This window comes from Tychonema sp. LEGE 07196, assembly GCF_963890365.1.
Lineage (GTDB): Bacteria > Cyanobacteriota > Cyanobacteriia > Cyanobacteriales > Microcoleaceae > Microcoleus.
In genome coordinates, this window is the sequence record NZ_CAWPRX010000055.1 from 1 (window position 1) to 19,507 (window position 19,507).

The 19,507-nt window shown below is 44.0% G+C and carries 19 protein-coding genes; 9 read left to right on the forward strand and 10 right to left on the reverse strand.

Annotated features, from left to right (window positions below):
* Nucleotides 1–39 precede the first annotated feature (39 nt).
* Complete coding sequence (locus AACV78_RS07000) at nucleotides 40–1,113, reverse strand: sensor histidine kinase (RefSeq protein ID WP_194012482.1); 1,074 nt, start codon at nucleotides 1,111–1,113, stop codon at nucleotides 40–42.
* A gap of 346 nt (nucleotides 1,114–1,459) precedes the next feature.
* Between AACV78_RS07000 and AACV78_RS07005 the strand changes: the two genes are divergently transcribed.
* From AACV78_RS07005 to AACV78_RS07015, 3 genes are read left to right on the forward strand one after another with little or no spacing between them, the layout of a single operon-like run.
* Nucleotides 1,460–1,690 carry a hypothetical protein gene (locus AACV78_RS07005; RefSeq protein ID WP_194012483.1) on the forward strand — a complete coding sequence of 77 codons (231 nt, stop codon included), beginning with the start codon at nucleotides 1,460–1,462 and terminating at the stop codon, nucleotides 1,688–1,690.
* Entirely contained in the window at nucleotides 1,680–2,624 is a 945-nt protein-coding gene (locus AACV78_RS07010; protein WP_194012484.1) for a fused MFS/spermidine synthase, read from the forward strand. The genes AACV78_RS07005 and AACV78_RS07010 overlap by 11 nt, the downstream gene beginning before the upstream one ends.
* Before the next feature lie 39 nt (nucleotides 2,625–2,663).
* Nucleotides 2,664–2,834 carry a YqaE/Pmp3 family membrane protein gene (locus tag AACV78_RS07015; protein ID WP_194012485.1) on the forward strand — a complete coding sequence of 57 codons (171 nt, stop codon included), beginning with the start codon at nucleotides 2,664–2,666 and terminating at the stop codon, nucleotides 2,832–2,834.
* 185 nt (nucleotides 2,835–3,019) lie between these two features.
* Here the strand turns inward: AACV78_RS07015 and AACV78_RS07020 are convergent, their stop codons facing one another.
* Nucleotides 3,020–4,285 carry a glycosyltransferase family protein gene (locus AACV78_RS07020; protein WP_194012486.1) on the reverse strand — a complete coding sequence of 422 codons (1,266 nt, stop codon included), beginning with the start codon at nucleotides 4,283–4,285 and terminating at the stop codon, nucleotides 3,020–3,022.
* Between the two features lie 36 nt (nucleotides 4,286–4,321).
* Between AACV78_RS07020 and AACV78_RS07025 the strand changes: the two genes are divergently transcribed.
* Nucleotides 4,322–4,798, forward strand: a complete 477-nt coding sequence (locus AACV78_RS07025; protein WP_194012487.1) for an ankyrin repeat domain-containing protein — start codon at nucleotides 4,322–4,324, stop codon at nucleotides 4,796–4,798.
* Nucleotides 4,799–5,409: 611 nt separating this feature from the next.
* Here the strand turns inward: AACV78_RS07025 and AACV78_RS07030 are convergent.
* The 3 genes from AACV78_RS07030 to AACV78_RS07040 all read right to left on the reverse strand — a co-directional run bounded on the left by AACV78_RS07030 (nucleotide 5,410) and on the right by AACV78_RS07040 (nucleotide 9,871).
* A complete protein-coding gene (locus tag AACV78_RS07030; protein ID WP_194012488.1) occupies nucleotides 5,410–7,002 on the reverse strand; it encodes a hypothetical protein in 1,593 nt (530 codons plus the stop codon).
* A 169-nt stretch (nucleotides 7,003–7,171) separates the two neighbouring features.
* Nucleotides 7,172–8,230, reverse strand: coding sequence for a calcium-binding protein (locus AACV78_RS07035; protein WP_194012489.1), 1,059 nt, complete (start codon nucleotides 8,228–8,230; stop codon nucleotides 7,172–7,174).
* Between the two features lie 654 nt (nucleotides 8,231–8,884).
* Nucleotides 8,885–9,871, reverse strand: coding sequence for a calcium-binding protein (locus AACV78_RS07040; RefSeq protein ID WP_194012490.1), 987 nt, complete (start codon nucleotides 9,869–9,871; stop codon nucleotides 8,885–8,887).
* Between the two features lie 531 nt (nucleotides 9,872–10,402).
* Between AACV78_RS07040 and AACV78_RS07045 the strand changes: the two genes are divergently transcribed.
* The 4 genes from AACV78_RS07045 (at nucleotide 10,403) to AACV78_RS07060 (ending at nucleotide 17,238) form a co-directional block, all read left to right on the forward strand.
* Nucleotides 10,403–14,455, forward strand: a complete 4,053-nt coding sequence (locus AACV78_RS07045; RefSeq protein WP_194074278.1) for a magnesium chelatase subunit H — start codon at nucleotides 10,403–10,405, stop codon at nucleotides 14,453–14,455.
* Between the two features lie 199 nt (nucleotides 14,456–14,654).
* The gene (locus tag AACV78_RS07050) at nucleotides 14,655–16,514 is read left to right on the forward strand and encodes an ATP-binding protein (protein WP_228042101.1); all 1,860 of its coding nucleotides are present in this window, start codon (nucleotides 14,655–14,657) and stop codon (nucleotides 16,512–16,514) included.
* Between the two features lie 165 nt (nucleotides 16,515–16,679).
* The gene (locus tag AACV78_RS07055; protein WP_194012742.1) at nucleotides 16,680–17,018 is read left to right on the forward strand and encodes a type II toxin-antitoxin system HicB family antitoxin; all 339 of its coding nucleotides are present in this window, start codon (nucleotides 16,680–16,682) and stop codon (nucleotides 17,016–17,018) included.
* Between the two features lie 13 nt (nucleotides 17,019–17,031).
* Complete coding sequence (locus tag AACV78_RS07060; protein ID WP_194012743.1) at nucleotides 17,032–17,238, forward strand: type II toxin-antitoxin system HicB family antitoxin; 207 nt, start codon at nucleotides 17,032–17,034, stop codon at nucleotides 17,236–17,238.
* Between the two features lie 84 nt (nucleotides 17,239–17,322).
* On the opposite strand, the gene AACV78_RS07065 is transcribed toward AACV78_RS07060, so the two are convergent.
* The 3 genes from AACV78_RS07065 to AACV78_RS07075 all read right to left on the reverse strand — a co-directional run bounded on the left by AACV78_RS07065 (nucleotide 17,323) and on the right by AACV78_RS07075 (nucleotide 18,259).
* Nucleotides 17,323–17,688: a type II toxin-antitoxin system VapC family toxin gene (locus tag AACV78_RS07065; protein WP_194012744.1), complete on the reverse strand. Its 366-nt coding sequence runs from the start codon at nucleotides 17,686–17,688 to the stop codon at nucleotides 17,323–17,325.
* A 3-nt stretch (nucleotides 17,689–17,691) separates the two neighbouring features.
* A complete protein-coding gene (locus AACV78_RS07070; RefSeq protein WP_194012745.1) occupies nucleotides 17,692–17,955 on the reverse strand; it encodes a hypothetical protein in 264 nt (87 codons plus the stop codon).
* Nucleotides 17,956–18,028: 73 nt separating this feature from the next.
* Complete coding sequence (locus tag AACV78_RS07075) at nucleotides 18,029–18,259, reverse strand: hypothetical protein (protein ID WP_194012746.1); 231 nt, start codon at nucleotides 18,257–18,259, stop codon at nucleotides 18,029–18,031.
* Between the two features lie 148 nt (nucleotides 18,260–18,407).
* Here AACV78_RS07075 and AACV78_RS07080 point away from each other — a divergent pair, with 148 nt between their 5' ends.
* Nucleotides 18,408–18,665, forward strand: coding sequence for a BrnA antitoxin family protein (locus AACV78_RS07080; RefSeq protein WP_194012747.1), 258 nt, complete (start codon nucleotides 18,408–18,410; stop codon nucleotides 18,663–18,665).
* Nucleotides 18,666–18,739: 74 nt separating this feature from the next.
* Here the strand turns inward: AACV78_RS07080 and AACV78_RS07085 are convergent, their stop codons facing one another.
* Both AACV78_RS07085 and AACV78_RS07090 read right to left on the reverse strand, forming a co-directional pair.
* A complete protein-coding gene (locus AACV78_RS07085) occupies nucleotides 18,740–19,099 on the reverse strand; it encodes a DUF5615 family PIN-like protein (RefSeq protein WP_194012748.1) in 360 nt (119 codons plus the stop codon).
* Between the two features lie 3 nt (nucleotides 19,100–19,102).
* Nucleotides 19,103–19,327: a DUF433 domain-containing protein gene (locus AACV78_RS07090; protein WP_194012749.1), complete on the reverse strand. Its 225-nt coding sequence runs from the start codon at nucleotides 19,325–19,327 to the stop codon at nucleotides 19,103–19,105.
* Nucleotides 19,328–19,507: the final 180 nt, after the last annotated feature.

Genomic DNA, 19,507 nt, shown 5'->3' on the forward strand with positions numbered 1-19,507 from the left:
CTCTCCCCCTCTCCCCTCTCCTCCTCTCCCCCTCCCGCCTTAACTGCGGGATTTGGCGACGATCGGAATCTCGATCGCAAACTCAGTCCCTTCTCCCACTGCAGATATGCAATCCAACCTCCCGCCGTGTTTGTCCACCACAATTTGATAACTAATTGACAGCCCCAAACCAGTCCCGTGCCCCACTGGCTTAGTTGTAAAAAACGGATCGAAGATTTTCCCTTTTACAGCTTCATCCATTCCCATACCATTATCCTTGATGCTAATTTTAGCCCAATCTTCTGCAAGACTAGAAGTAGTAATTTCAATTTGGCTGGGGTTGGCTTCCATCTCTTCTGGCGATCGGTTTTTTTCTCGATCCCGCAGCGCATCAATAGCATTATTAATGATATTCATAAATACCTGATTTAATTGTCCTGGATAACATTCTACTTTAGGCAAATGTCCATAATTTTTAACAATTTTAATAGCTTTACAATCCGGCTTTTCCTTAGTTGAGTTCTGCAAAATCAACAAAGTGCTGTCAATTCCTTCGTGAATATTAACAGGTTTCTTTTCAGCTTCGTCAACCCGCGCAAAATTGCGTAAAGTCAGCACAATTTCGCGAATGCGTTCGGAGCCAACTTTCATTGACGAAAGAGTTTTTAACAAATCTTCCCGCAGAAAGTTCAGGTCAATCTCTTCAATAAAATCCTCAATCTCCGCATCAGTTTCTGGATACCTACTCTGGTACATTTCGAGTAATTTTAAAATGTCGCCAGTGTAGTCATTGACATAGGTAATATTGCCATAGATAAAGTTGACTGGATTGTTGATTTCGTGGGCTATACCAGCTACCAAAATCCCCAAAGCCGACATTTTTTCAGCTTCGATCAATTTGAGCTGCATTGCTTGCTGATTTTCCAGAGCTTTTTCTAGTTGAGACATTCTTGCTTTTAATTTATTTTCTGAATCGAGAAATTCTTGAGTTACTGTTTTTAGCAAAAAATCTTTTTCTTGATTCTGGAGTTCTAGTAGGCTGCGTTTGGTTTCCGAAATTTCTAACTTTTGTCGCAGGCTTAAATTTTCATCTTCAAGATTTTTAATTGCATTTTCCCAGTCTGTTGGTTCCATTTGCTATTACTTTAAACCTAAAAATAATCTCACAAAAGTTAGATTGTGAATTTGAGTTGCACCCTTAACTTACTTATGATTTAGTCGCAGCTCGCTCCGGCATTTTTGTTGATGAAATTAATAACTCCTTTATTTTGCTCCATCTAAAAATCTTATCTAATATTCATTGAAAATGTCAAGAGATTAACAACAAAGCAAGTTAAAACCGATCGCAGTTTTTCATCCCCGCACTCGCCATCGTTCCCGTTGCGATCGACAAGTCGATCGCACAGCACTCCGCAACGGTTGCTTGGATTCGAGATCGCCCATTTGTCGGAGGGCCAGGGCGCGAAAAATCGCCAGATGAGTGACAAGATTTGTACAAAAGCCGCCCCGGGCGATCGCCCACAAGCAATCTCAACTACCCAGCAAAGCGCCCTATCTCCCAGAAGGCAATCACACTATACCATTGCTGAAAAATATTCACTCCCCTGTGGCGATCGCACTCACACACCCGCACCATTTTGTGCTAAGAAATACTACTTGTGACAACATCGAAACAGCATTCTATATTTGGAGAGTAATTGATGTCAGGTAGCGAAGTTCGTGCAGACTTTTGGATGAGCGAGTACATTACCCCCTGGGATATTTACGTTCACGGCATCATCAGCGTCCTCGCTTACAAGAAAACTGCCTATCAAGAAATGTACGTAGTTCAGACCGGTACCTACGGCAAAGGCTTAGTTTTGGACGGAAAATGGCAATCTTGTACCGGCGACGAGTTTCTCTACCACGAACCCCTCGTGCACCCAGCCATGATTGCTCACGGTTCGCCCAAAAAAGTGCTCGTGCTCGGCGGCGGAGAAGGAGCTACAATTAGAGAAGTGCTGCGCTGGAAAACAGTTGAAAAAGTCGTGATGATCGACATTGACGGCGAAGTAGTAGAAGCCTGCCGCGAACACCTGCCAGAAATGCACCAAAATGCCTTTGACGACCCGCGCTGCGAAGTAGTAATCGGCGATGCTTTAGATTATTTAGACAAAACAGACAAAGATTGGGATATAGTCATTTCCGACTTATCCGATCCCATTGAAGAAGGCCCATCTTTTCAGTTATTTACCAAGGAGTATTTTGAGAAAGTCCGCAAAATACTGTCGCCTGACGGATATTTTGTAGTGCAAGCAGGCCCCGTTTCTCCAGCAGAAATGAAAATGCACGCCCGCATTGTCAACACCCTAAAATCGGTATTTCCCAACGTTCAATCCTGCACCAGCTTTATTTCTACCTACGGAGCTCCTTGGGGTTTTGCCATAGCTTCAAGCCAGGAAATAAACACGCGGCCAGAACCCGAAGTTACCGACAAAATACTCGCCGAAAAAACAACCGGCGGGTTGCGGATGTTGGACGGTATTACACTGTTGGGGTTGATGCAAGTTCCGGGTCACTTGCGGCGGGTAATCGCCGAGGAAACCGAAGTTTACACTATGGCAGCACCGCCTAAGTTTTTCGGGAAAGGTTCTGTCAGTCAGTGAAGCTAAATTGAAAGAGAAAAGTCGTTTGGAGTAACTGAGATGAGCAATTTAATTCGCATAGTCGCTGCCATTTTTCTTCCCCCGTTGGGCGTATTTTTGACGGTCGGCATCGGTACTGATTTTTGGATAAACCTCGTGCTCACGTTTTTTGGCTTTATTCCTGGCATTGTCCACGCCATTTGGGTAATTTCCAAGCACGATCGAGGTTAAGCTATTTTTGTAAGGTGCGTCGCTGCCAAATTTTCGAGTTTATTTGGAGATGCTTGATAGCGACGCACCCTACAATATTTACAAGGTTAAGCTATTTTTGTAAGGTGCGTCGCTGCCAAATTTTCGAGTTTATTTGGAGATGCTTGATAGATCCGCACCCTACGATATTTACAAGGTTTTATTGATTATTGCACCTCAATTTCTTGACAAACCAGTTCAGCAATTTTTTGCGCGGCACCGGATTCTCCTCGAACTGCACGCAAACGATCGCCCATTCGTGCTAATTTATCGGGATGGCTCAAATAGTCGATCGCCAAATCCGCCACAGCATCCGCTTCCAGCCGCCCAATTAACTCCGGTACAATCTCCTCCCCAGCCCAAATATTCGGCCAAGCATAAAGTTTTCCCTTCCCCAACTGCAAGATTGCCCAATTAATCGCCGTCGCAAAAACAGAACCGACTAACGGCAAATTTGCCAGCAATCCCGGCAAACCATCCCAAGCCTTCATCGCATCCAACTGCTGCGTCGGAATCAACACAATCATCGGTACAGCCAACGAACCCAATTCCGCAGTATTCGCCCCCACAGTAGTCAAACACAAACTGCATTCTGATAGTAAATCATAAGCTGGAGTCTCAGTCCAAAGTTCTATTTTTAAGTTATTTGCTGTCTGCAAAAACGGCGATTCTGTTAAATGCAGTTGGGCGCTGCAGTTGTCAAATAAATGTAGGCAAGGATTTTGTTTTGGGTCGGCAAAACCTGCTATAGTTTGCACATCTATGGTAGGCGCAACCGGAATTACAAAGCGTGTTTGAGGCCGGATGCGGTGGATGGATTGGGCGATCGCCAAACATAAAGGTACACCTAAAGCTAATTTCGCCGCCTTAGAACCCGGTAACAATCCAATTAATTCCATTCCCCGTAGGGGCGGTGGATGGTGCGGGCCCGCCCCGCCAGATTTCCGATTCCCCACTTCGGCAATCAAATCTCCCACAACTGCAAATTTACGAGCATATTTTTGGGGAACTTTAGCAAAAACTTCCGGTTTCATCGCCCCAAACTTATCAATCCAGCGATACCACCGCGCGTCCCATTCCGCATAAGTAACAGTGCGATATTTTAGCCTTTTGCCAATAACAACCGTAAAAAATTGGTCGCCGCCTAAAAATAAAACAACTCCGGTTTCGTGCCAGTCCCAATTTTGGGCAGTTTTGCCCGATAATAGGAATGAAAAAAAATGCTCCGGTGCTTGCACTCTGTCAACTTCTGCATAGGAAGACGCGATTTCTGCTTCTTTCCCCGTGGCGTGCGGACAGGGGGACAGCACTACCGAAATTCGGGCTTCTGTGCCCCTGTTTGCCAATTGCTGGCGCAATGCTTGCACGGCGGGACGCACCCAAGTTGCTAATTCTCCGGGGCCGTTGGAGAGGATTAAAATATCGACTGTCATAGGATTTAAGATTTAAAAGGATGCAAAGGAGATTTTATGACAGATTTAATTGATGCCGTCAAGATGGGTGATGTTGCGGCTGTAGAATGTGCGATCGAACAACGCGCAGATATCAATGCCAAAGATGGCGAAGGCGCGACGGCTTTGACCGCTGCGGCTGAGGCTGGCAATGCTGAAATTGTCAAAAAAATCCTCGCAGCAAGCGCGGATGCTAACAGTCAGGATAATGACGGGTGGACGCCGTTAATGAGCGCCGCTGCTGCGGGACATACCGAGATTGTACAGCTTTTGCTGGATGCGGGGGCGGATGTGAATGCTAAAACTAATTTTGGTTTGACGGCTTTGATGAGTGCGGCGGGTAGCGGGCGCGCTGATGTTGTGCAGGTTTTGCTGGAGGCGGGTGCTGATATCAAAGCTAAGGATAATAATACTTGGACTGCTTTAATTTGGGCATCTTCGGAACACCATCAAGATGTCGTTGAGGTTTTGAAGCTGGCGCGCGATCGGCATTAGAACTTTTGCAAAAATACAGTTCACCCCACCCCAACCTTTCCCGAACTCGCGGGGAGGGGGCAAGATTATTTCTTGTTTCCCCCCGCGGGAGGGGGGACTTGCGGGGGGTGAATTTGACTTTTCCAAGATATAGATTAAAGACTTAGAAGCCGGGTTAATTGGAGAAACCCGGTTTCTAGATGATACAATTAATTAATAAATTGGCCATTTTTCTATCATGGTACTATTCGATCGAGAAATGCGTTTCCCAACGGGCTCCGAGCTTCCTTCTTCGGATAATACTCCTGTGGATAACGAAAATCAAAACTCGCTCGACCGTTTGAAGTTTGCCAAACGATAAACAGCGAGTACGAACAACAAATTGGCAAACCTTTTTGGATGCCGGAAGTGGGTTGAGGAATTGGTCGAGGTCGATATAGGGAGGAAGGCAGTTAGAAGTTTTGTATTGGTTTGATGAAAGAGGTAGCAGGTATTTGACGGCTGAAGAATTGGTAGTTAGATATCGCGATCGCTTTGGCGAGTTGCCGGAATAGCAAAGTGCGATCGGGCTTAATTATTGAGAAACCCGGATGCTTTGAGCGATCGGGTTCCTCGTTGGTATTAATTGCTTTCTAACCTAGCAGGAAAGGACTAGGCCCAAATTCGGTTCTAGGAAATGTCTGTTGTTTCAAATTTAATCCAGCACCTCCCTCAAGAATTGCAATTCTATCTCCTGCTTTTGAGATAACTAAATCTCCACCCGCTGAAGATATTTGATAGTCGCTGAGTGTGCCTGATAGCTGAAGTGCATCCCCCTGACTGGAGTTGAAGCCGCGAATCCGAGCCTCCCCCGGGCCTGTGTACAATTCTTGAGTCGTGTTGCTGAAGCCGCTACCAGGAGAACCCGAATTATTGTCATAAGCCAAAATAAAAGTATCAGCACCTTCGCTACCAATCAAGGTATCAAATTCGTTGCTACCGTCGCTCGAATAACTGCCATCAAAATCAACTCCAATAATTGTGGTTTTTCCCTTACCAAAAGCAGTCACAACATCATTCCCCGAAGTCCCGACAAAAGTTGCCGACCGATTAGTTTCAAATTGCCCAACTTTTGTATACTGGTCGAGACCTGAAGCAAAAGTTCCTGCTTTAACCGCCTCAGCAACATCGGGATTGCTTGCTAAATATCCAGCTTCCCAAAAGTTATCTAATACAGAAACTTTATTAAAAATCAAGAGATCGCGCCCCCGATTTACCAGAAACGGCATATTTGCACCGCCCTCGACTATAGCTACCGGTGCAACAGCCCTAATCGGCCCCACGCTAATCCTAAAATCTCCATTAGGAGTATTGTTAAACTGATAGTAGCCTCGCTCTCCCGCTAGGTCGATATTATCGGCTTGCGGGTTAAAGTTTTTAATCGTAGCGTAGTTGCTATTGAGTAACCCGCCGTAAAAACGCCCCCCATTCACATCGGCAAAATCCCCAACACCGAGCACGAAAGTATCAGTACCTTGACCGCCAATTAGGGTGTCATTTACAGGGGGAGAGGGAAGCTGGGAAGGTTTTTCATAAACTCGATCGCCCGCTGCATTCAAAGATACTTGAATGCCAATGATTTCAACTTGTCCTACACCAAATCCCGTCACAATGTCAGCTTCTTTAGTACCGACAAATGTAGCCGATCGCGTTTGCTCAAATTGTCCAAATTTTCGGTAGTGTTCTCCGCCTGTTTTAAAAACTCCCTCCTTGACTGCTGCTGCTATATCGGGGTTTTTTAGTAAGTATTCTGGTTCAAAAAAGGTGTTCGCGTAAAGGTCTTGTTTTGCTCCGAATTGGACAAAATGATCTAATCCTGATTTGAAAGTGCCGTTCTGTACAAACGGCACAAGTACGGGGTATCGTTTTAAATAAATCGCTTCGTCGTAGTCAGGCGATACTTGGGTGCGACCTTCTTCGTAACCAAACTGAATAAAGTGGTCTAAACCAGAGGCAAAAGGCGCGTTTGGATTGTTTGCGGTACGGACAAGGGGAGCAATATCTGGATTTTGAGCTAGATAGGTTTCTTCATCAAAGTAACGCGATACTGCGGTGAACCCGCCGGCTTGACCGAATTTTTCAAAGTGTTCTTTCCCAGATTTGATGATTCCTGCATCAATGGCTGATTTCAGCCACGGATACTGTGAAAGGTAGTATTGTTCGTCAAAAATTGCGTAGTTAGCCATGTTTTTATTCGGCGGATTTAAATAACTGTTGATGCAATTTATAAATCATCTGGAATTGAGACAATCACCCGATAGGGTGATTTTTTTCAGTGTCTAATATCATTTAAGCTCAATTAGCGATCGCACTCCCCAGCAGCAATCAGCCAAATCCCCAATAGCTTGGAGATTTCTAGCCAAGTAAAGGTAGATTAGCTCTAGATTCTGGTAATAGATTCAACTTGAGATTTCCGCCGCCTTCAATAACAGCGATCGTGTCAAATCTACTAATTTCCGAACTTCCATCTGGACGGGAGACGAACAAGCCATTCGTTTGGATAGCTAAATCTCGATTGTTGTTGATGGGAACTATCAAGAAGTTATCTAAGGAAGGTTGGATATCGCCTGTTGCTAACTGAATGCTATCCTGACCTTGGGTAAAGTTCCGAATTGTAGCAAAACCAGGCCCGATATATAACTTTGTTGGGGAACTGTATCCCTTACCACCAGTACCTTGGATAACGTCTCCGAGTACGAACTTATCGCGGCCGCTACCCCCAGTGAGAGTATCAAATTCATTACTGCCGTCACTTTCATAATTTCGACCGGGAATGGAAAAACCTAAACCTACTTCAACTCCAATTAATTCGGTATTTCCCACCCCAGCACCGGCAATCATGTCATTCCCGGAACTTCCGATAAAAGTCGCAGAGCGGCTTGGATCGCTTTTGCCGAAATTGAAGTAGTGTTCCCGACCAGTTTTCAACGCTCCCGATTCGACAAAAGGCCGAACATCGGGGTTTTTTCCTAAGTATTCTGTTTCAAAAAAAGAAGTCCCAAACTGACCGTCTTTGATGCCGAATTGAATGAAATGCTGGTAGCCGTTTTTAAAAGTTCCATTCTGAATAAACGGCTGCAACTGTCGGTTATTTGCGATATAAAACGCTTCGTCATACTCAGGCGATACGCGAGTGCGACCTTCTTCGTAACCGTATTGGATAAAGTGGTCTAGCCCGGTCGCAAAAGGAGCGTTTGGGTTGTTGGGGGTGCGGACTAAGGCGGCGATGTCTGGGTTGCCAGCTAGGTAGGTAGCTTCGTCAAAATACCGCGATACTTTAGTTAAGCCGCCGGCTAGACCGTATTTTTCAAAGTGTTCTTGTCCAGATTTGACAACTCCTGTGTCGATCGCTGGTTTGACCCAAGGATACTGCGAAAGGTAGTATTTTTCGTCAAAAATTGCGTAGTTAGCCATGTTTTTATTCTGCGGCTTTAATTGGCTGTTTGTGCAATTTATCAATCATCTGGAATTGAGACAATCACCCGATCGGGTGATTTTTTTCAGTGTCTAATATCATTTAAGCTCAATTAGCGATCGCACTCCCCAGCAACAATCGGGCAAATCCCCAATAGCTTCGAGATTTCTACCCAAGTAGAAGTAGAGAACCATTAAGTTGTGGTAATACATTCAACTTGAGATTTTCGCCGCTTTCAATAACAGCGATCGTGTCAAAGCGACTGGTTGTATTGTTCGTCAAAGATATCGTAATTCATTTTTGCTTTTTTAAGTAAGAATGTAAAGTGCGATCGATCTGACAGAAGAGCACCGTTCGTGTGGAAACTCTTAAAAACCACCGGGTTTATGAACGAAAGATATAGGTTGTGATGCGGTTTTTGCGGTCAGAAACCCGGTTTTTGCCACAGGTGCAATATATCAGATCGAACTGTTTTACGGCACAATTGCCCAAAAAATCAAAAGTCATCAGTCATCAGTCACTAGCTAGTGACTGATGACTGATGACTGATGACTAATCACTAATCACTACTAAGACTGCCCGCAGGGGGAACTGCCCCTACTGACTAATGACTAATGACTAATGACTACTGACCAATGACTAATGACTAATGACTATCCGATCGAGAAAGTACCGTTACCGTTAGATTGTTGGAAAGTCAAACTCAAAGTTGCACCTCCTTCAATCACGCCGAGCACATCTCCAAAACGCTGGATTGACAAATTGTTGCCAACGGGATTCAGGCTGTAGCCGTCGCTCAAAGAATTGCCTGCCAGTTGGATCAAATCGTTTTCTATGTCGAAGTTCCGAATTGTAGCTTGACCGTTACCCGTATACAGCGGTGTCGCGGAGGGATTCTGGGCTGCTGCTGGAACTCCGAGGACGAATGTATCAATGCCCGGACTGCCGGTCAGCACATCGAATTCATTGGTGCCAAAGCTTTCATACTGCCGGTTCCCGTTGCGATCGATGCCTACTTCTACTCCGATAAGTTCCGCATTTCCCCCACCCGCACCAGTGATGACATCGTTGCTGCGGCTGCCGACAAAAGTTGCAGAGCGGCTGGGCTCGTTTTTCCCGAAATTGAAGAAGTGTTCGCGACCAGTTCTCAAATTTCCAGAGTTGACAAATGGCACAATATCAGGATTTTTCTTTAAGTATTCCGGTTCAAAAAATGAAGTTCCAAAACGACCTTCTTTGGCTCCGAATTTAATGAAATGGTCGTACCCAGATTTGAAAGTTCCGTTCTGAATAAACGGTTGCAGTTCTGAGTTGTTTGCTAAATAAAAGCTTTCGTTGTATTCAGGGGATACGGAGGCCCGGCGCTGTCCTTCATCGTAGCCGAACTGAATAAAGTGATCGAGACCTGTTGCAAAAGGTGCGTTGGGATTGACAGTTTTGACAAATGGTTGAAGGTCTGGGTTGGCGGCGAGGTAAGTATCTTCGTCAAAATACCGCGATATTTTAGTTAAGCCGCCGGCTTGACCGTATTTTTCAAAGTGTTCTTTGCCGGATTTGATGATTCCTGCATCAATGGCGGGTTTGACCCAAGGATATTGAGCTAGGTAGTATTGTTCGTCGAAAATTGCGTAGTTAGCCATGTTTTCCCCCTAGGGTTTTGATGAGCCTGACAATCAAAAGCAATTAATTTGGCCGGCGATCGATCGCGGATCGGGAACTTATATAATACTGAATTTCTGAAACTGTTTTAAGTTCCCGACCAATATATAAATTTTCTCATGCGGCACTCATCAGAACGGAAAATTGCAGATTCGGAACTGATTTTTTTCTGCAGTTGATTAATTGCTCGATCGCCAGTTTAATTAGTTCTACAAACTTTGGAACCTTGGTCAGGAGCGTTTTTATCAAAGATTGGTCGATCGTTTATTTTGTTATCGTATTTTATGAATACATATATAGATTCTTTTGTCAAGTAAAGATTTACAAATAAAATTTGGAGTGTTTGCTCAAGGAATTTGTCAAATAATGTAACGAAAAATCGTAATAAATTTGTCGAATTGTGTCATATGCAGGCTCAAATCGCCCAATGGCAAGCGTTTTCTGGTAAAAATGCTTATGGGATAAAAAAATTCCCGATTGCCGAAAACAGCATCTTAAAGGAGCCTAACCGGATGTTCACTCACGTCAAGCCCACCATTCGCCACGTCGTGCCGGAAAACTTGCAGGGGCGATCGCTCATGAAGGTGGTCTATGTCGTACTAGAACCGCAGTATCAAAGCGCCCTGTCCGCAGCGGTTCGAGCGATAAATAACAAAAATCCGAATCTGGCAATAGAAATCAGCGGCTACCTGATCGAAGAACTCCGCAGCCCGGAAAATTACGAGGCCTTCAAGCGGGACGTGGCCGATGCCAACGTATTTATTGCTTCTCTAATTTTTATCGAAGATTTGGCCGAAAAAGTGGTAGCGGCTGTAGAACCGCTGCGCGACAGCTTGGATGTCGCCGTTGTCTTCCCGTCGATGCCGGGGGTGATGCGCCTGAATAAAATGGGCAGTTTCTCGATGGCGCAGTTGGGACAAAGCAAAAGCGCGATCGGCGAATTCATGAAAAAACGGAAGGAAAAATCCGGGAGTTCCTTCCAAGACGGAATGCTGAAACTGCTGCAAACTTTGCCGAAAGTGCTGAAATATTTGCCGATCGACAAAGCCCAAGATGCCCGCAACTTCATGCTGAGTTTCCAGTATTGGCTGGGCGGTTCCCAAGAAAACTTGGAAAACTTCCTGCTGATGCTGTCCCATAAATATGTCTTCAAAGGCCAGGAACAGCTAAGTTTTCAAGAACCAGTTGTCTACCCGGATATGGGGATTTGGCATCCCTTGGCACCAGGAATGTTTGAGGATGTCAAAGGATATCTGAACTGGTACAATGCCCGCACAGATATTTCCGCAGACCTCAAAGACCCCCTGGCACTCTGCATCGGTTTAGTGTTGCAGCGCACTCACTTAGTTACCGGAGATGACGCGCACTACGTCGCAATCGTGCAGGAATTTGAGGCAATGGGGGCGCGGGTTTTGCCGATTTTTGCCGGTGGTTTGGACTTCTCGAAACCGGTGGAAACCTTTTTCTTGGAAGTTGGGGCCAAAGGTGTGGCACCGCTGCCGATCGTGGATGCGGTAGTTTCTCTGACTGGTTTTGCGTTGGTTGGCGGCCCGGCGAAACAAGATCACCCAAAGGCGATCGATACTTTGAAAAAGCTCAATTGCCCTTACATGGTGGCTTTGCCGCTGGTTTTCCAAACGACCCAAGAGTGGGAAAATAGCGATTTAGGTTTGCACCCGATTCAAGTTGCTTTGCAGGTTGCGATTCCTGAGTTGGATGGTGCGATCGAACCGATTATTTTGTCGGGAAGAGATGGCGCAACTGGCAAGGCGATCGCCCTGCAAGACCGAATCGAAGCAATTTCCCAGCGCGCCATGAAATGGGCAATGCTGCGCCGCAAACCTAAATTAGACAAGAAAGTTGCCATCACAGTTTTCAGTTTCCCTCCCGATAAAGGCAACGTTGGAACAGCCGCTTACCTCGACGTTTTCGGCTCGATTTACGAAGTATTGAAAGCCCTAAAAGGTAACGGTTACGACTTGCCAGAACTGCCGGAATCTGCCGAAAAGCTGATGCAAGAAGTCATCCACGACGCCACAGCCCAATACCAAAGTCCTGAGTTAAATATTGCTCACCGGATGTCCGTAGCTGAGTATGAAGAATTCACTCCTTACTCGGAACGCTTGCAAGAAAACTGGGGCCCGCCTCCCGGACATTTGAACAGCGACGGACAAAATTTGCTGATTTACGGCAAACATTTCGGCAACGTATTTATCGGAGTGCAACCTACTTTTGGATACGAAGGCGATCCGATGCGGTTGTTATTCTCTCGTTCCGCCAGCCCGCACCACGGTTTTGCTGCTTACTACACTTATTTGGAGCGCATTTGGGGTGCGGATGCGGTGCTGCACTTCGGCACTCACGGTTCCCTAGAATTTATGCCCGGTAAGCAGATGGGAATGTCGATCGATTGTTATCCTGACAGTTTGATTGGCAAAATTCCTAATCTCTATTATTACGCCGCCAACAATCCCAGCGAGGCAACTATTGCCAAGCGCCGCAGTTATGCTGAAACAATTTCTTACTTGACTCCTCCGGCGGAAAATGCTGGTTTGTACAAAGGTTTGCAGGAACTCAGCGAGTTGATTGCTTCCTATCAAACTTTGAAGGATACGGGCCGGGGCGTGCCGATTGTGGATGCGATCGTCGAAAAATGCCGTTTGGTCAATTTAGACAAAGATATTGACCTACCCCCCCAACCCCCCCTTACTAAGGGGGGGCTAACCACATCTTCCGAACCCCCCCTTACTAAGGGGGGGTCAGGGGGGGTAGCGGCCCAAATGACTGCCCAGGAACGGGACAATTTAGTTGGCTTGGTTTACCGCAAGTTGATGGAGATTGAATCGCGGTTGTTACCTTGCGGTTTGCATATTATCGGTAAGCCGCCAACTGCCGAAGAGGCGATCGCAACTTTAGTAAATATCGCCAATTTAGACCGCGAAGAAGACAACTTGATCGGCTTACCGCGAATTATCGCCAACAGTCTGGGACGCGATATCGAAGAAGTTTACACCAACAGCGACAAAGGCATTTTAGTTGATGTCGAATTGCTGCAAAACATCACCTTAGCCTGTCGGGATGCAGTCAGCGCTTTGGTGAAGGAACAAACCGACGCTGAAGGCCGAGTTTCCCTAGTTTCCAAGTTGAATTTCTTCAACATGGGCAAGAAAACACCTTGGATTGATGCCTTGCACGCAGCCGGTTACAAAAAAGTCGATCCAGAACCGATTAAACCGCTGTTTGAGTATCTGGAATTCTGCTTGCAGCAAGTTTGTGCCGACAACGAATTAGGCGCTTTGTTGCGCGCGTTAGAAGGCGAATACATTATCCCCGGGCCCGGCGGCGATCCGATTCGCAACCCGGATGTTTTGCCGACTGGCAAGAATATGCACGCTTTAGATCCGCAGTCAATCCCGACGACGGGTGCGGTGAAGTCTGCTAAGGTTGTCGTTGACCGACTATTAGAAAGACAGCGCACCGATAACGGCGGAAACTATCCCGAAACCATCGCCGTTGTGCTCTGGGGAACCGACAACATCAAGACTTACGGCGAATCCCTCGCCCAAGTAATGTGGATGGTGGGAGTGAAGCCAGTACCCGATGCTTTGGGCCGGGTAAACAAACTCGAATTGCTTTCTTTAGAAGAGTTGGGACGACCTCGGATCGACGTAGTAATTAACTGTTCCGGCGTATTCCGCGACTTGTTCATCAACCAAATGAATTTGTTAGATAAAGCTGTGAAAATGGCAGCGGAAGCCGACGAACCTTTAGAAATGAACTTCGTCCGCAAACACGCCTTGAAGCAAGCGGAAGAAATGGGAATCAACCTGCGGCAAGCAGCAACCCGCGTGTTTTCCAATGCTTCAGGTTCCTACTCATCTAACGTCAACTTGGCGGTAGAAAACAGCACTTGGGAAAGCGAAGCCGAGTTGCAGGAAATGTATTTAACCCGCAAATCCTTCGCCTTTTCTTCCGACAACCCAGGAACAATGGAACAAGACAGGCAGATTTTTGAGTCATCCTTAAAAACTGCTGATGTCACCTTCCAAAACTTAGATTCTGCGGAGATTTCGCTAACTGACGTGTCGCACTATTTCGACTCGGATCCGACTAAATTGATCGGCAGTTTGCGCGCCGACGGAAAGCAACCAACATCCTTTGTTGCTGATACGACGACAGCCAACGCGCAGGTGCGGACGCTATCAGAAACCGTGCGTTTAGATTCGCGGACTAAGCTGCTGAATCCGAAGTGGTACGAGGGGATGTTGTCGCACGGTTATGAGGGCGTGCGGGAGATTTCTAAGCGTCTGGTGAATACGACTGGATGGAGTGCGACTGCGGGCGCTGTGGATAATTGGGTGTATGAGGATGTGAACGGTACGTTTATCCAAGATGAGGAGATGCAGAAGCGTTTGCTTAACTTAAATCCTCATTCTTTCCGCAAGATTGTCAGCACTTTGCTTGAGGTGAATGGCCGGGGTTATTGGGAGACTTCGGAGAGTAATTTGGACAGGTTGCGTGAACTTTATCAGGAGGTGGAAGACCGGATTGAAGGGGTAGAGTAGGATAGTTTGGGGCAGGCTTTTGGGCCTGCCCATCTTCCCAATTATAAAAGACACACTATGATAGCGCTAATCTAACGATCCTAAAAGTCTCATTAAGTAAAGCTTGTTGGTCTCAGACAATTAAAGAGCAGAACTTGGGTTATAATATAGGTAGGTATCTTGCCTAACTCGTAATTCTCAATTATGGCGTTAACTACATATGGCTAGAAAAAAAGCAGATAATGATAATAACGGTTACAAACAATTAGAGCTAGATTTAGTTTATGATCTTGAAAAATTAAACTTGGTTGAAGTAGTACAATCTACAGATAAAACAGATGCCGAATCTTACATTAAGTCTGTAGATGAATATATAAATGATACTAATACATCAGTTGTCTCGAATGAAACCGATCAAAATAAAATTTTAGAATCTGCTAATACAACAGAAACTGCTTTCAATAAATTGTCTGATGAAATTTTGGAATTAATTATACCTGAAACTTATGAGGAAACCCTACAACAAGAAGTCAATCAACAAAAAATAGCACAAAATTTAGCTCTAATGGCACGGTTTATTACGCCTGTAATTGAATTTGAAGAAAAGATTATTCAAGTAGTTAGTCAAATTAAACTATCTGGTTATCTATTATTTTTATACGGGATTTCAGGAGTAGGAAAATCAACTTTCATAAGTTCATTGGAATGGAGGAAACATATTCGTATCAAAGAAATAGTGTCTATTGATGCTAGTGATTTAACTAATGACCCAACTTTGAAGTTGCAAAATTTACTCAGTCGTCTCAAGCAGGAATCTAGTAAGTTTTTGAAGGAAAATGATAATAGAGACAAGTTGTGCATTGTTATTGATTATTTAGAAAACTTACGGGGTGAAGATAATGAGCAAGTAATAGCTTTCTTTAGAGATTTAAATGGATTACTACGTAAATACCCTATTCTGATTATTTGGCCAGTAACAGATAGGCAAGATTTAACAACTATGCAAAATTTCGCCAAAACTTTTTCTAGTACAATGTTTTATCAAAAAATACCTACTATAGAGTTTACTGGACCACCAATAGGAGAATATCCAACTATCGCTAAAAACACAATTTCATTTTTTAATGAAGGAAGAAGTTGTTACGAATTTCAATTAAATGATGAGGATTTTGATGACCTTATTAAGAATAAATATGAACAGAAACCAAAAGATAGGCTTATTATCAGAGACTATTTAAGAGAGATAAGAGATATTTCGCAAGATAGAACAAAATTTATACAAAAGTTGATGCAGGCTGTCCCTAAACCGACAGAAGTTTGGTTTATATTTTCTTACCCTGAAGCAGAAAGTGTTGTAGCTCAGTTTGCTAAACAGTCTGATAACATTAACGAAATGTGGAATGCAACTCATAGTGCGCTTAACACTTATATTAAGGAAAATAATCAGAGAAAAGCTGATTGGCCCCCTAGCCGTCTTAGCCTGGCACTTAGTGGCGTATTAACAACAAAAATTATGTACTTGCCAACAAATGCTTTAGTGAGTTGCATCGCTGCTTATTCTAAAGAGGCAAAAATTCCTATTTCTAGAGAAGATTTTATTCAAAACTACGGTGTTAACCAATTTTGGTTTACGAAACAGAATGCTCAACGGACTTTATCTACTACTCCTTTATATTTGCAGTTATCAGAACGTCATATCACTGCTGGGAAACGTAAAAGTGGTACTGTAGAAAAGGGTTTAGCAAATGCTAAAAAACCTTTTGAAAAAATAAATCAAGATATAGTTGACAACAAAATCACTGATCGTCTGTTAAATGAAAGCCTATATTTAGCTCTAAAAGAACTATCATCAAATCAAGGATTAAATTTATTATTTAGTTGTGAGAAACTACATCCACACCTACCGAATATTAGACCTGATATATTAGTAAATGTTAAAAATGAGAAATATATAGCCTTAGAGTTTTGTTATACTAAAAATAAGACTCCTGGTAATTTAGCTGGCTACGTTTTAAACAAGTTGAATACCTACATGAAGCAACTACAACAAACTTTTGGCTTTGAGAGTAATTTTAGATGAATTTTTCGACTACAGAGAAATGTGGCTTAGATAACATATGACAGCGATCGCCCTTATTTCCTAAAGTACGATCGCCCTTATGCTATTGTTGAACATCACGTAAAGAACAGTCAATAAATATGCGATCGCCCCTCCGCTATTGAAAGAGGAAGAAGGAGTACAGCCATGATGACTTACAAAGGTTACAGTGCTAGCATTGAAGTAGATTTAGAAGCGGAAATTCTTTTCGGGCGAGTCCTCGATATTAATGACGTAGTGACTTTTAAGGCACAAACTATTGAAGAAGCTCGCCAAAAATTCCAAAACTCTATCGATGATTATCTAGACTTTTGCAAAGAATTAGGACAGGAACCTGATAAACCATTTTCAGGTAAACTTCCCTTCCGCACTACTCCCGAACATCACCGGAAAATCTTTATGGCGGCAAAGAAGGCTGGCAAAAGTATTAATAACTGGATGGATGAGGTTTTAATTAGAGCAGCAGAGCAAGCAATTAACACTTAATGGGCTTAGGATAATGAAGTATGAAATCATCATATACTGGAGTGAGGAAGACCAGAGTTTTATTGCCGAAGTACCTGAATTGCCGGGATGTGCGGCTGATGGGCAAACTTATCAAGAAGCATTGCAAAATCTAGAGATTATTATGCAGGAGTGGATAGAAACGGCTAACGCGCTGGGTCGTCCTATTCCTCAACCGAAAGGTCGCTTGATGTTTGCATAGTTGAAATAGACTCACAGCCGATCGCCCTTATCTTCCCAAAGTGCGATCGCCCTTTTCTTCCTCAAGTGCGATCGCCCGTCTTTATTAAGCCTCAAACGGGTTAATCAGTGTGAGTTCCGCAATCCACCGAAAATCCCCTACATTTCTTGTCACCAAAGTTCTGCCATATACCAAAGCTGTTGCCGCAATAATAGCATCCCCAAGTGTCATTCTCCTCATCTGTCGCAACAGCACTGCGCGATCGAGTACAGCGTTAGAAATTGGTAAAACCTCCACCACACCAAAGAATTCTTCAAAGTACAATCTATTTTCTTCAGTCAGCCGATGATAACCCAAGACTTCAATATAACTTATTGCTGATACAACTATCTCATGTTCGCCAATAAACTGCCTAATCTGCGTGTTTTCTGGCTGGGAAGCGTAGATAATAATATTACTGTCTAGCAGCATTCATTATTCATCCCTACCTGGAAGTGGACGGTCTTGACGCAAATCTTGCTGCCATTCCACTGGATCGCTAATATCAGCAAAGACATTATTTGCTGCAATTTTTTCCAATATTTCAACTATTCTCTGACGGCGAAACTCCGCACTTAAAGTCGATGGCTCTTCTTGTAAAGTAACGTAAACTCTGACAGGGCGATCGCCTTGTCTTGGAACCTCATTAGCCCATTCTAAAAGGTTTCCCTTCAATATAGCCTCAAATATTCGTTGCATAGCTAATATCAACTATTATTGATTTTTACTATTATAGCCCTTGGATTACTGGCTCGCCCTTTTCTTCCCTATCTTACTCATCCCATTCTGTTCTAAGTTGCCACTGTAATTCCAAAGCATCCACACGATACGGCAAAAAACCTCGCCATCTCTTTAAATTTTTCCTGGGCAATCTTTCACTGCTACCCTGAGTCTGGGTTGTTACCCGATCGCGCATCAATGCTGACAATACTTCTAAAAGTTGCTGTTGCTCGTCAGGAGTAAGATTTTGAGCCTGACTCAGTACCTCGCTATAAGTAGACATAGGCTTTATGTTGAGATTTTTGGGCTGATTGTCATTATAGCAATTTAGGAACTAGGGAAATGCGATCGCCCTTATGTTCCCCAAGTGCGATCGGGTTATGCTATATCATAAGTAGATACGTTTTGTATATACACTATGCAGTTTGAATATGACTATCTCGCGCAAACGACTTGAAGAATTAGAAAATATTCCAGAATCTGCGATCGATACCTGTGATATTCCTGAATTAGATGCGAATTTTTGGGCAAAAGCAAAACTCGTAACACCACTGACAAAACAAGCTATTTCTTTAAGAGTTGATAGCGATGTATTAGATTGGTTTAAAAGCCAAGGAAAAGGTTATCAATCTCTAATGAGTGCCGTGGTGCGCTCTTATGTTGAACATCATGTAAAAAGCAGTGAATAAATAAATGTGCGATCGCCCTGATTTTCCCAAAGTGCGATCGCCCTTTGCTTTCCAACACCAAACTAATTAACACCCTATCTAAGCGGTTTTCTAAACCGATATCCATCAGGTTCTACAACCACAAATGCCCCTTTTAGTTCTACTTCAGAGTAATTTTCTATAACTCCTGCTAGTTCCTTATGAACTTCATTCACCATTTTAGGTAACACTCGAAGGTAAATCACACCTGTTCCGATCGCCCTCACAAAAACAAGATTTCCGTAATCTCTGTCTCGCGTAACCAGGATGCGATTTTCTGCTTGCGCTACTCTCAGTATTTCTTCATCACTTGCTTGCGATAGACCCATTTGAGCGACAACAATTACATCATGTCCTGCATCAATCAAAAACTTTGTGGTAACAGCATACACATCTTGGTCTATTAGAAACCTCATAATTTAAGCTAATGCCAAATGCACATCTTCCGCCGCCACCAGTGCGATCGCATAACGCAAACACGCCCGAATATCATCCATTTCCAAATCGGGATAATAGTCTCGGATAATTTCTCCAAAAGAAAGCCCTTCATTTAGTAATTCGAGAACGCTCTGTACAGTAATGCGCGTACCCACTATGCAAGGCTTACCGAAGTGAATTTGAGGGTTGACGGAGATTCTGTCCATTTTGACCACGCAGCTCTATGTCTCTTCTATTTTAAGTCATCAGGTAGGCGATCGCCACCTGTATTTTTTCACCAGCGGCATTATTTACCAATCAGCCGATCGTACTCTGCGTGAGTACCAATCCAAAACCACAAAATACCTGTTTTAATTTCAATACCCAACGCCCGATAAGCTTGTCCC

Excerpts from the sequence above, each read along its gene's own strand:
- AACV78_RS07010 (WP_194012484.1), top strand. The coding sequence starts at position 1,680 with ATGTCAGGTAGCGAAGTTCGTGCAGACTTTTGGATGAGCGAGTACATT.
- AACV78_RS07055 (WP_194012742.1), top strand. The coding sequence starts at position 16,680 with ATGATGACTTACAAAGGTTACAGTGCTAGCATTGAAGTAGATTTAGAA.
- AACV78_RS07000 (WP_194012482.1), bottom strand. The coding sequence starts at position 1,113 with ATGGAACCAACAGACTGGGAAAATGCAATTAAAAATCTTGAAGATGAA.
- AACV78_RS07015 (WP_194012485.1), top strand. The coding sequence starts at position 2,664 with ATGAGCAATTTAATTCGCATAGTCGCTGCCATTTTTCTTCCCCCGTTG.
- AACV78_RS07060 (WP_194012743.1), top strand. The coding sequence starts at position 17,032 with ATGAAGTATGAAATCATCATATACTGGAGTGAGGAAGACCAGAGTTTT.
- AACV78_RS07070 (WP_194012745.1), bottom strand. The coding sequence starts at position 17,955 with ATGCAACGAATATTTGAGGCTATATTGAAGGGAAACCTTTTAGAATGG.
- AACV78_RS07045 (WP_194074278.1), top strand. The coding sequence starts at position 10,403 with ATGTTCACTCACGTCAAGCCCACCATTCGCCACGTCGTGCCGGAAAAC.
- AACV78_RS07030 (WP_194012488.1), bottom strand. The coding sequence starts at position 7,002 with ATGGCTAACTACGCAATTTTTGACGAACAATACTACCTTTCACAGTAT.
- AACV78_RS07065 (WP_194012744.1), bottom strand. The coding sequence starts at position 17,688 with ATGCTGCTAGACAGTAATATTATTATCTACGCTTCCCAGCCAGAAAAC.
- AACV78_RS07050 (WP_228042101.1), top strand. The coding sequence starts at position 14,655 with ATGGCTAGAAAAAAAGCAGATAATGATAATAACGGTTACAAACAATTA.
- AACV78_RS07025 (WP_194012487.1), top strand. The coding sequence starts at position 4,322 with ATGACAGATTTAATTGATGCCGTCAAGATGGGTGATGTTGCGGCTGTA.
- AACV78_RS07090 (WP_194012749.1), bottom strand. The coding sequence starts at position 19,327 with ATGGACAGAATCTCCGTCAACCCTCAAATTCACTTCGGTAAGCCTTGC.
- AACV78_RS07020 (WP_194012486.1), bottom strand. The coding sequence starts at position 4,285 with ATGACAGTCGATATTTTAATCCTCTCCAACGGCCCCGGAGAATTAGCA.
- AACV78_RS07040 (WP_194012490.1), bottom strand. The coding sequence starts at position 9,871 with ATGGCTAACTACGCAATTTTCGACGAACAATACTACCTAGCTCAATAT.
- AACV78_RS07080 (WP_194012747.1), top strand. The coding sequence starts at position 18,408 with ATGACTATCTCGCGCAAACGACTTGAAGAATTAGAAAATATTCCAGAA.
- AACV78_RS07035 (WP_194012489.1), bottom strand. The coding sequence starts at position 8,230 with ATGGCTAACTACGCAATTTTTGACGAAAAATACTACCTTTCGCAGTAT.
- AACV78_RS07075 (WP_194012746.1), bottom strand. The coding sequence starts at position 18,259 with ATGTCTACTTATAGCGAGGTACTGAGTCAGGCTCAAAATCTTACTCCT.
- AACV78_RS07085 (WP_194012748.1), bottom strand. The coding sequence starts at position 19,099 with ATGAGGTTTCTAATAGACCAAGATGTGTATGCTGTTACCACAAAGTTT.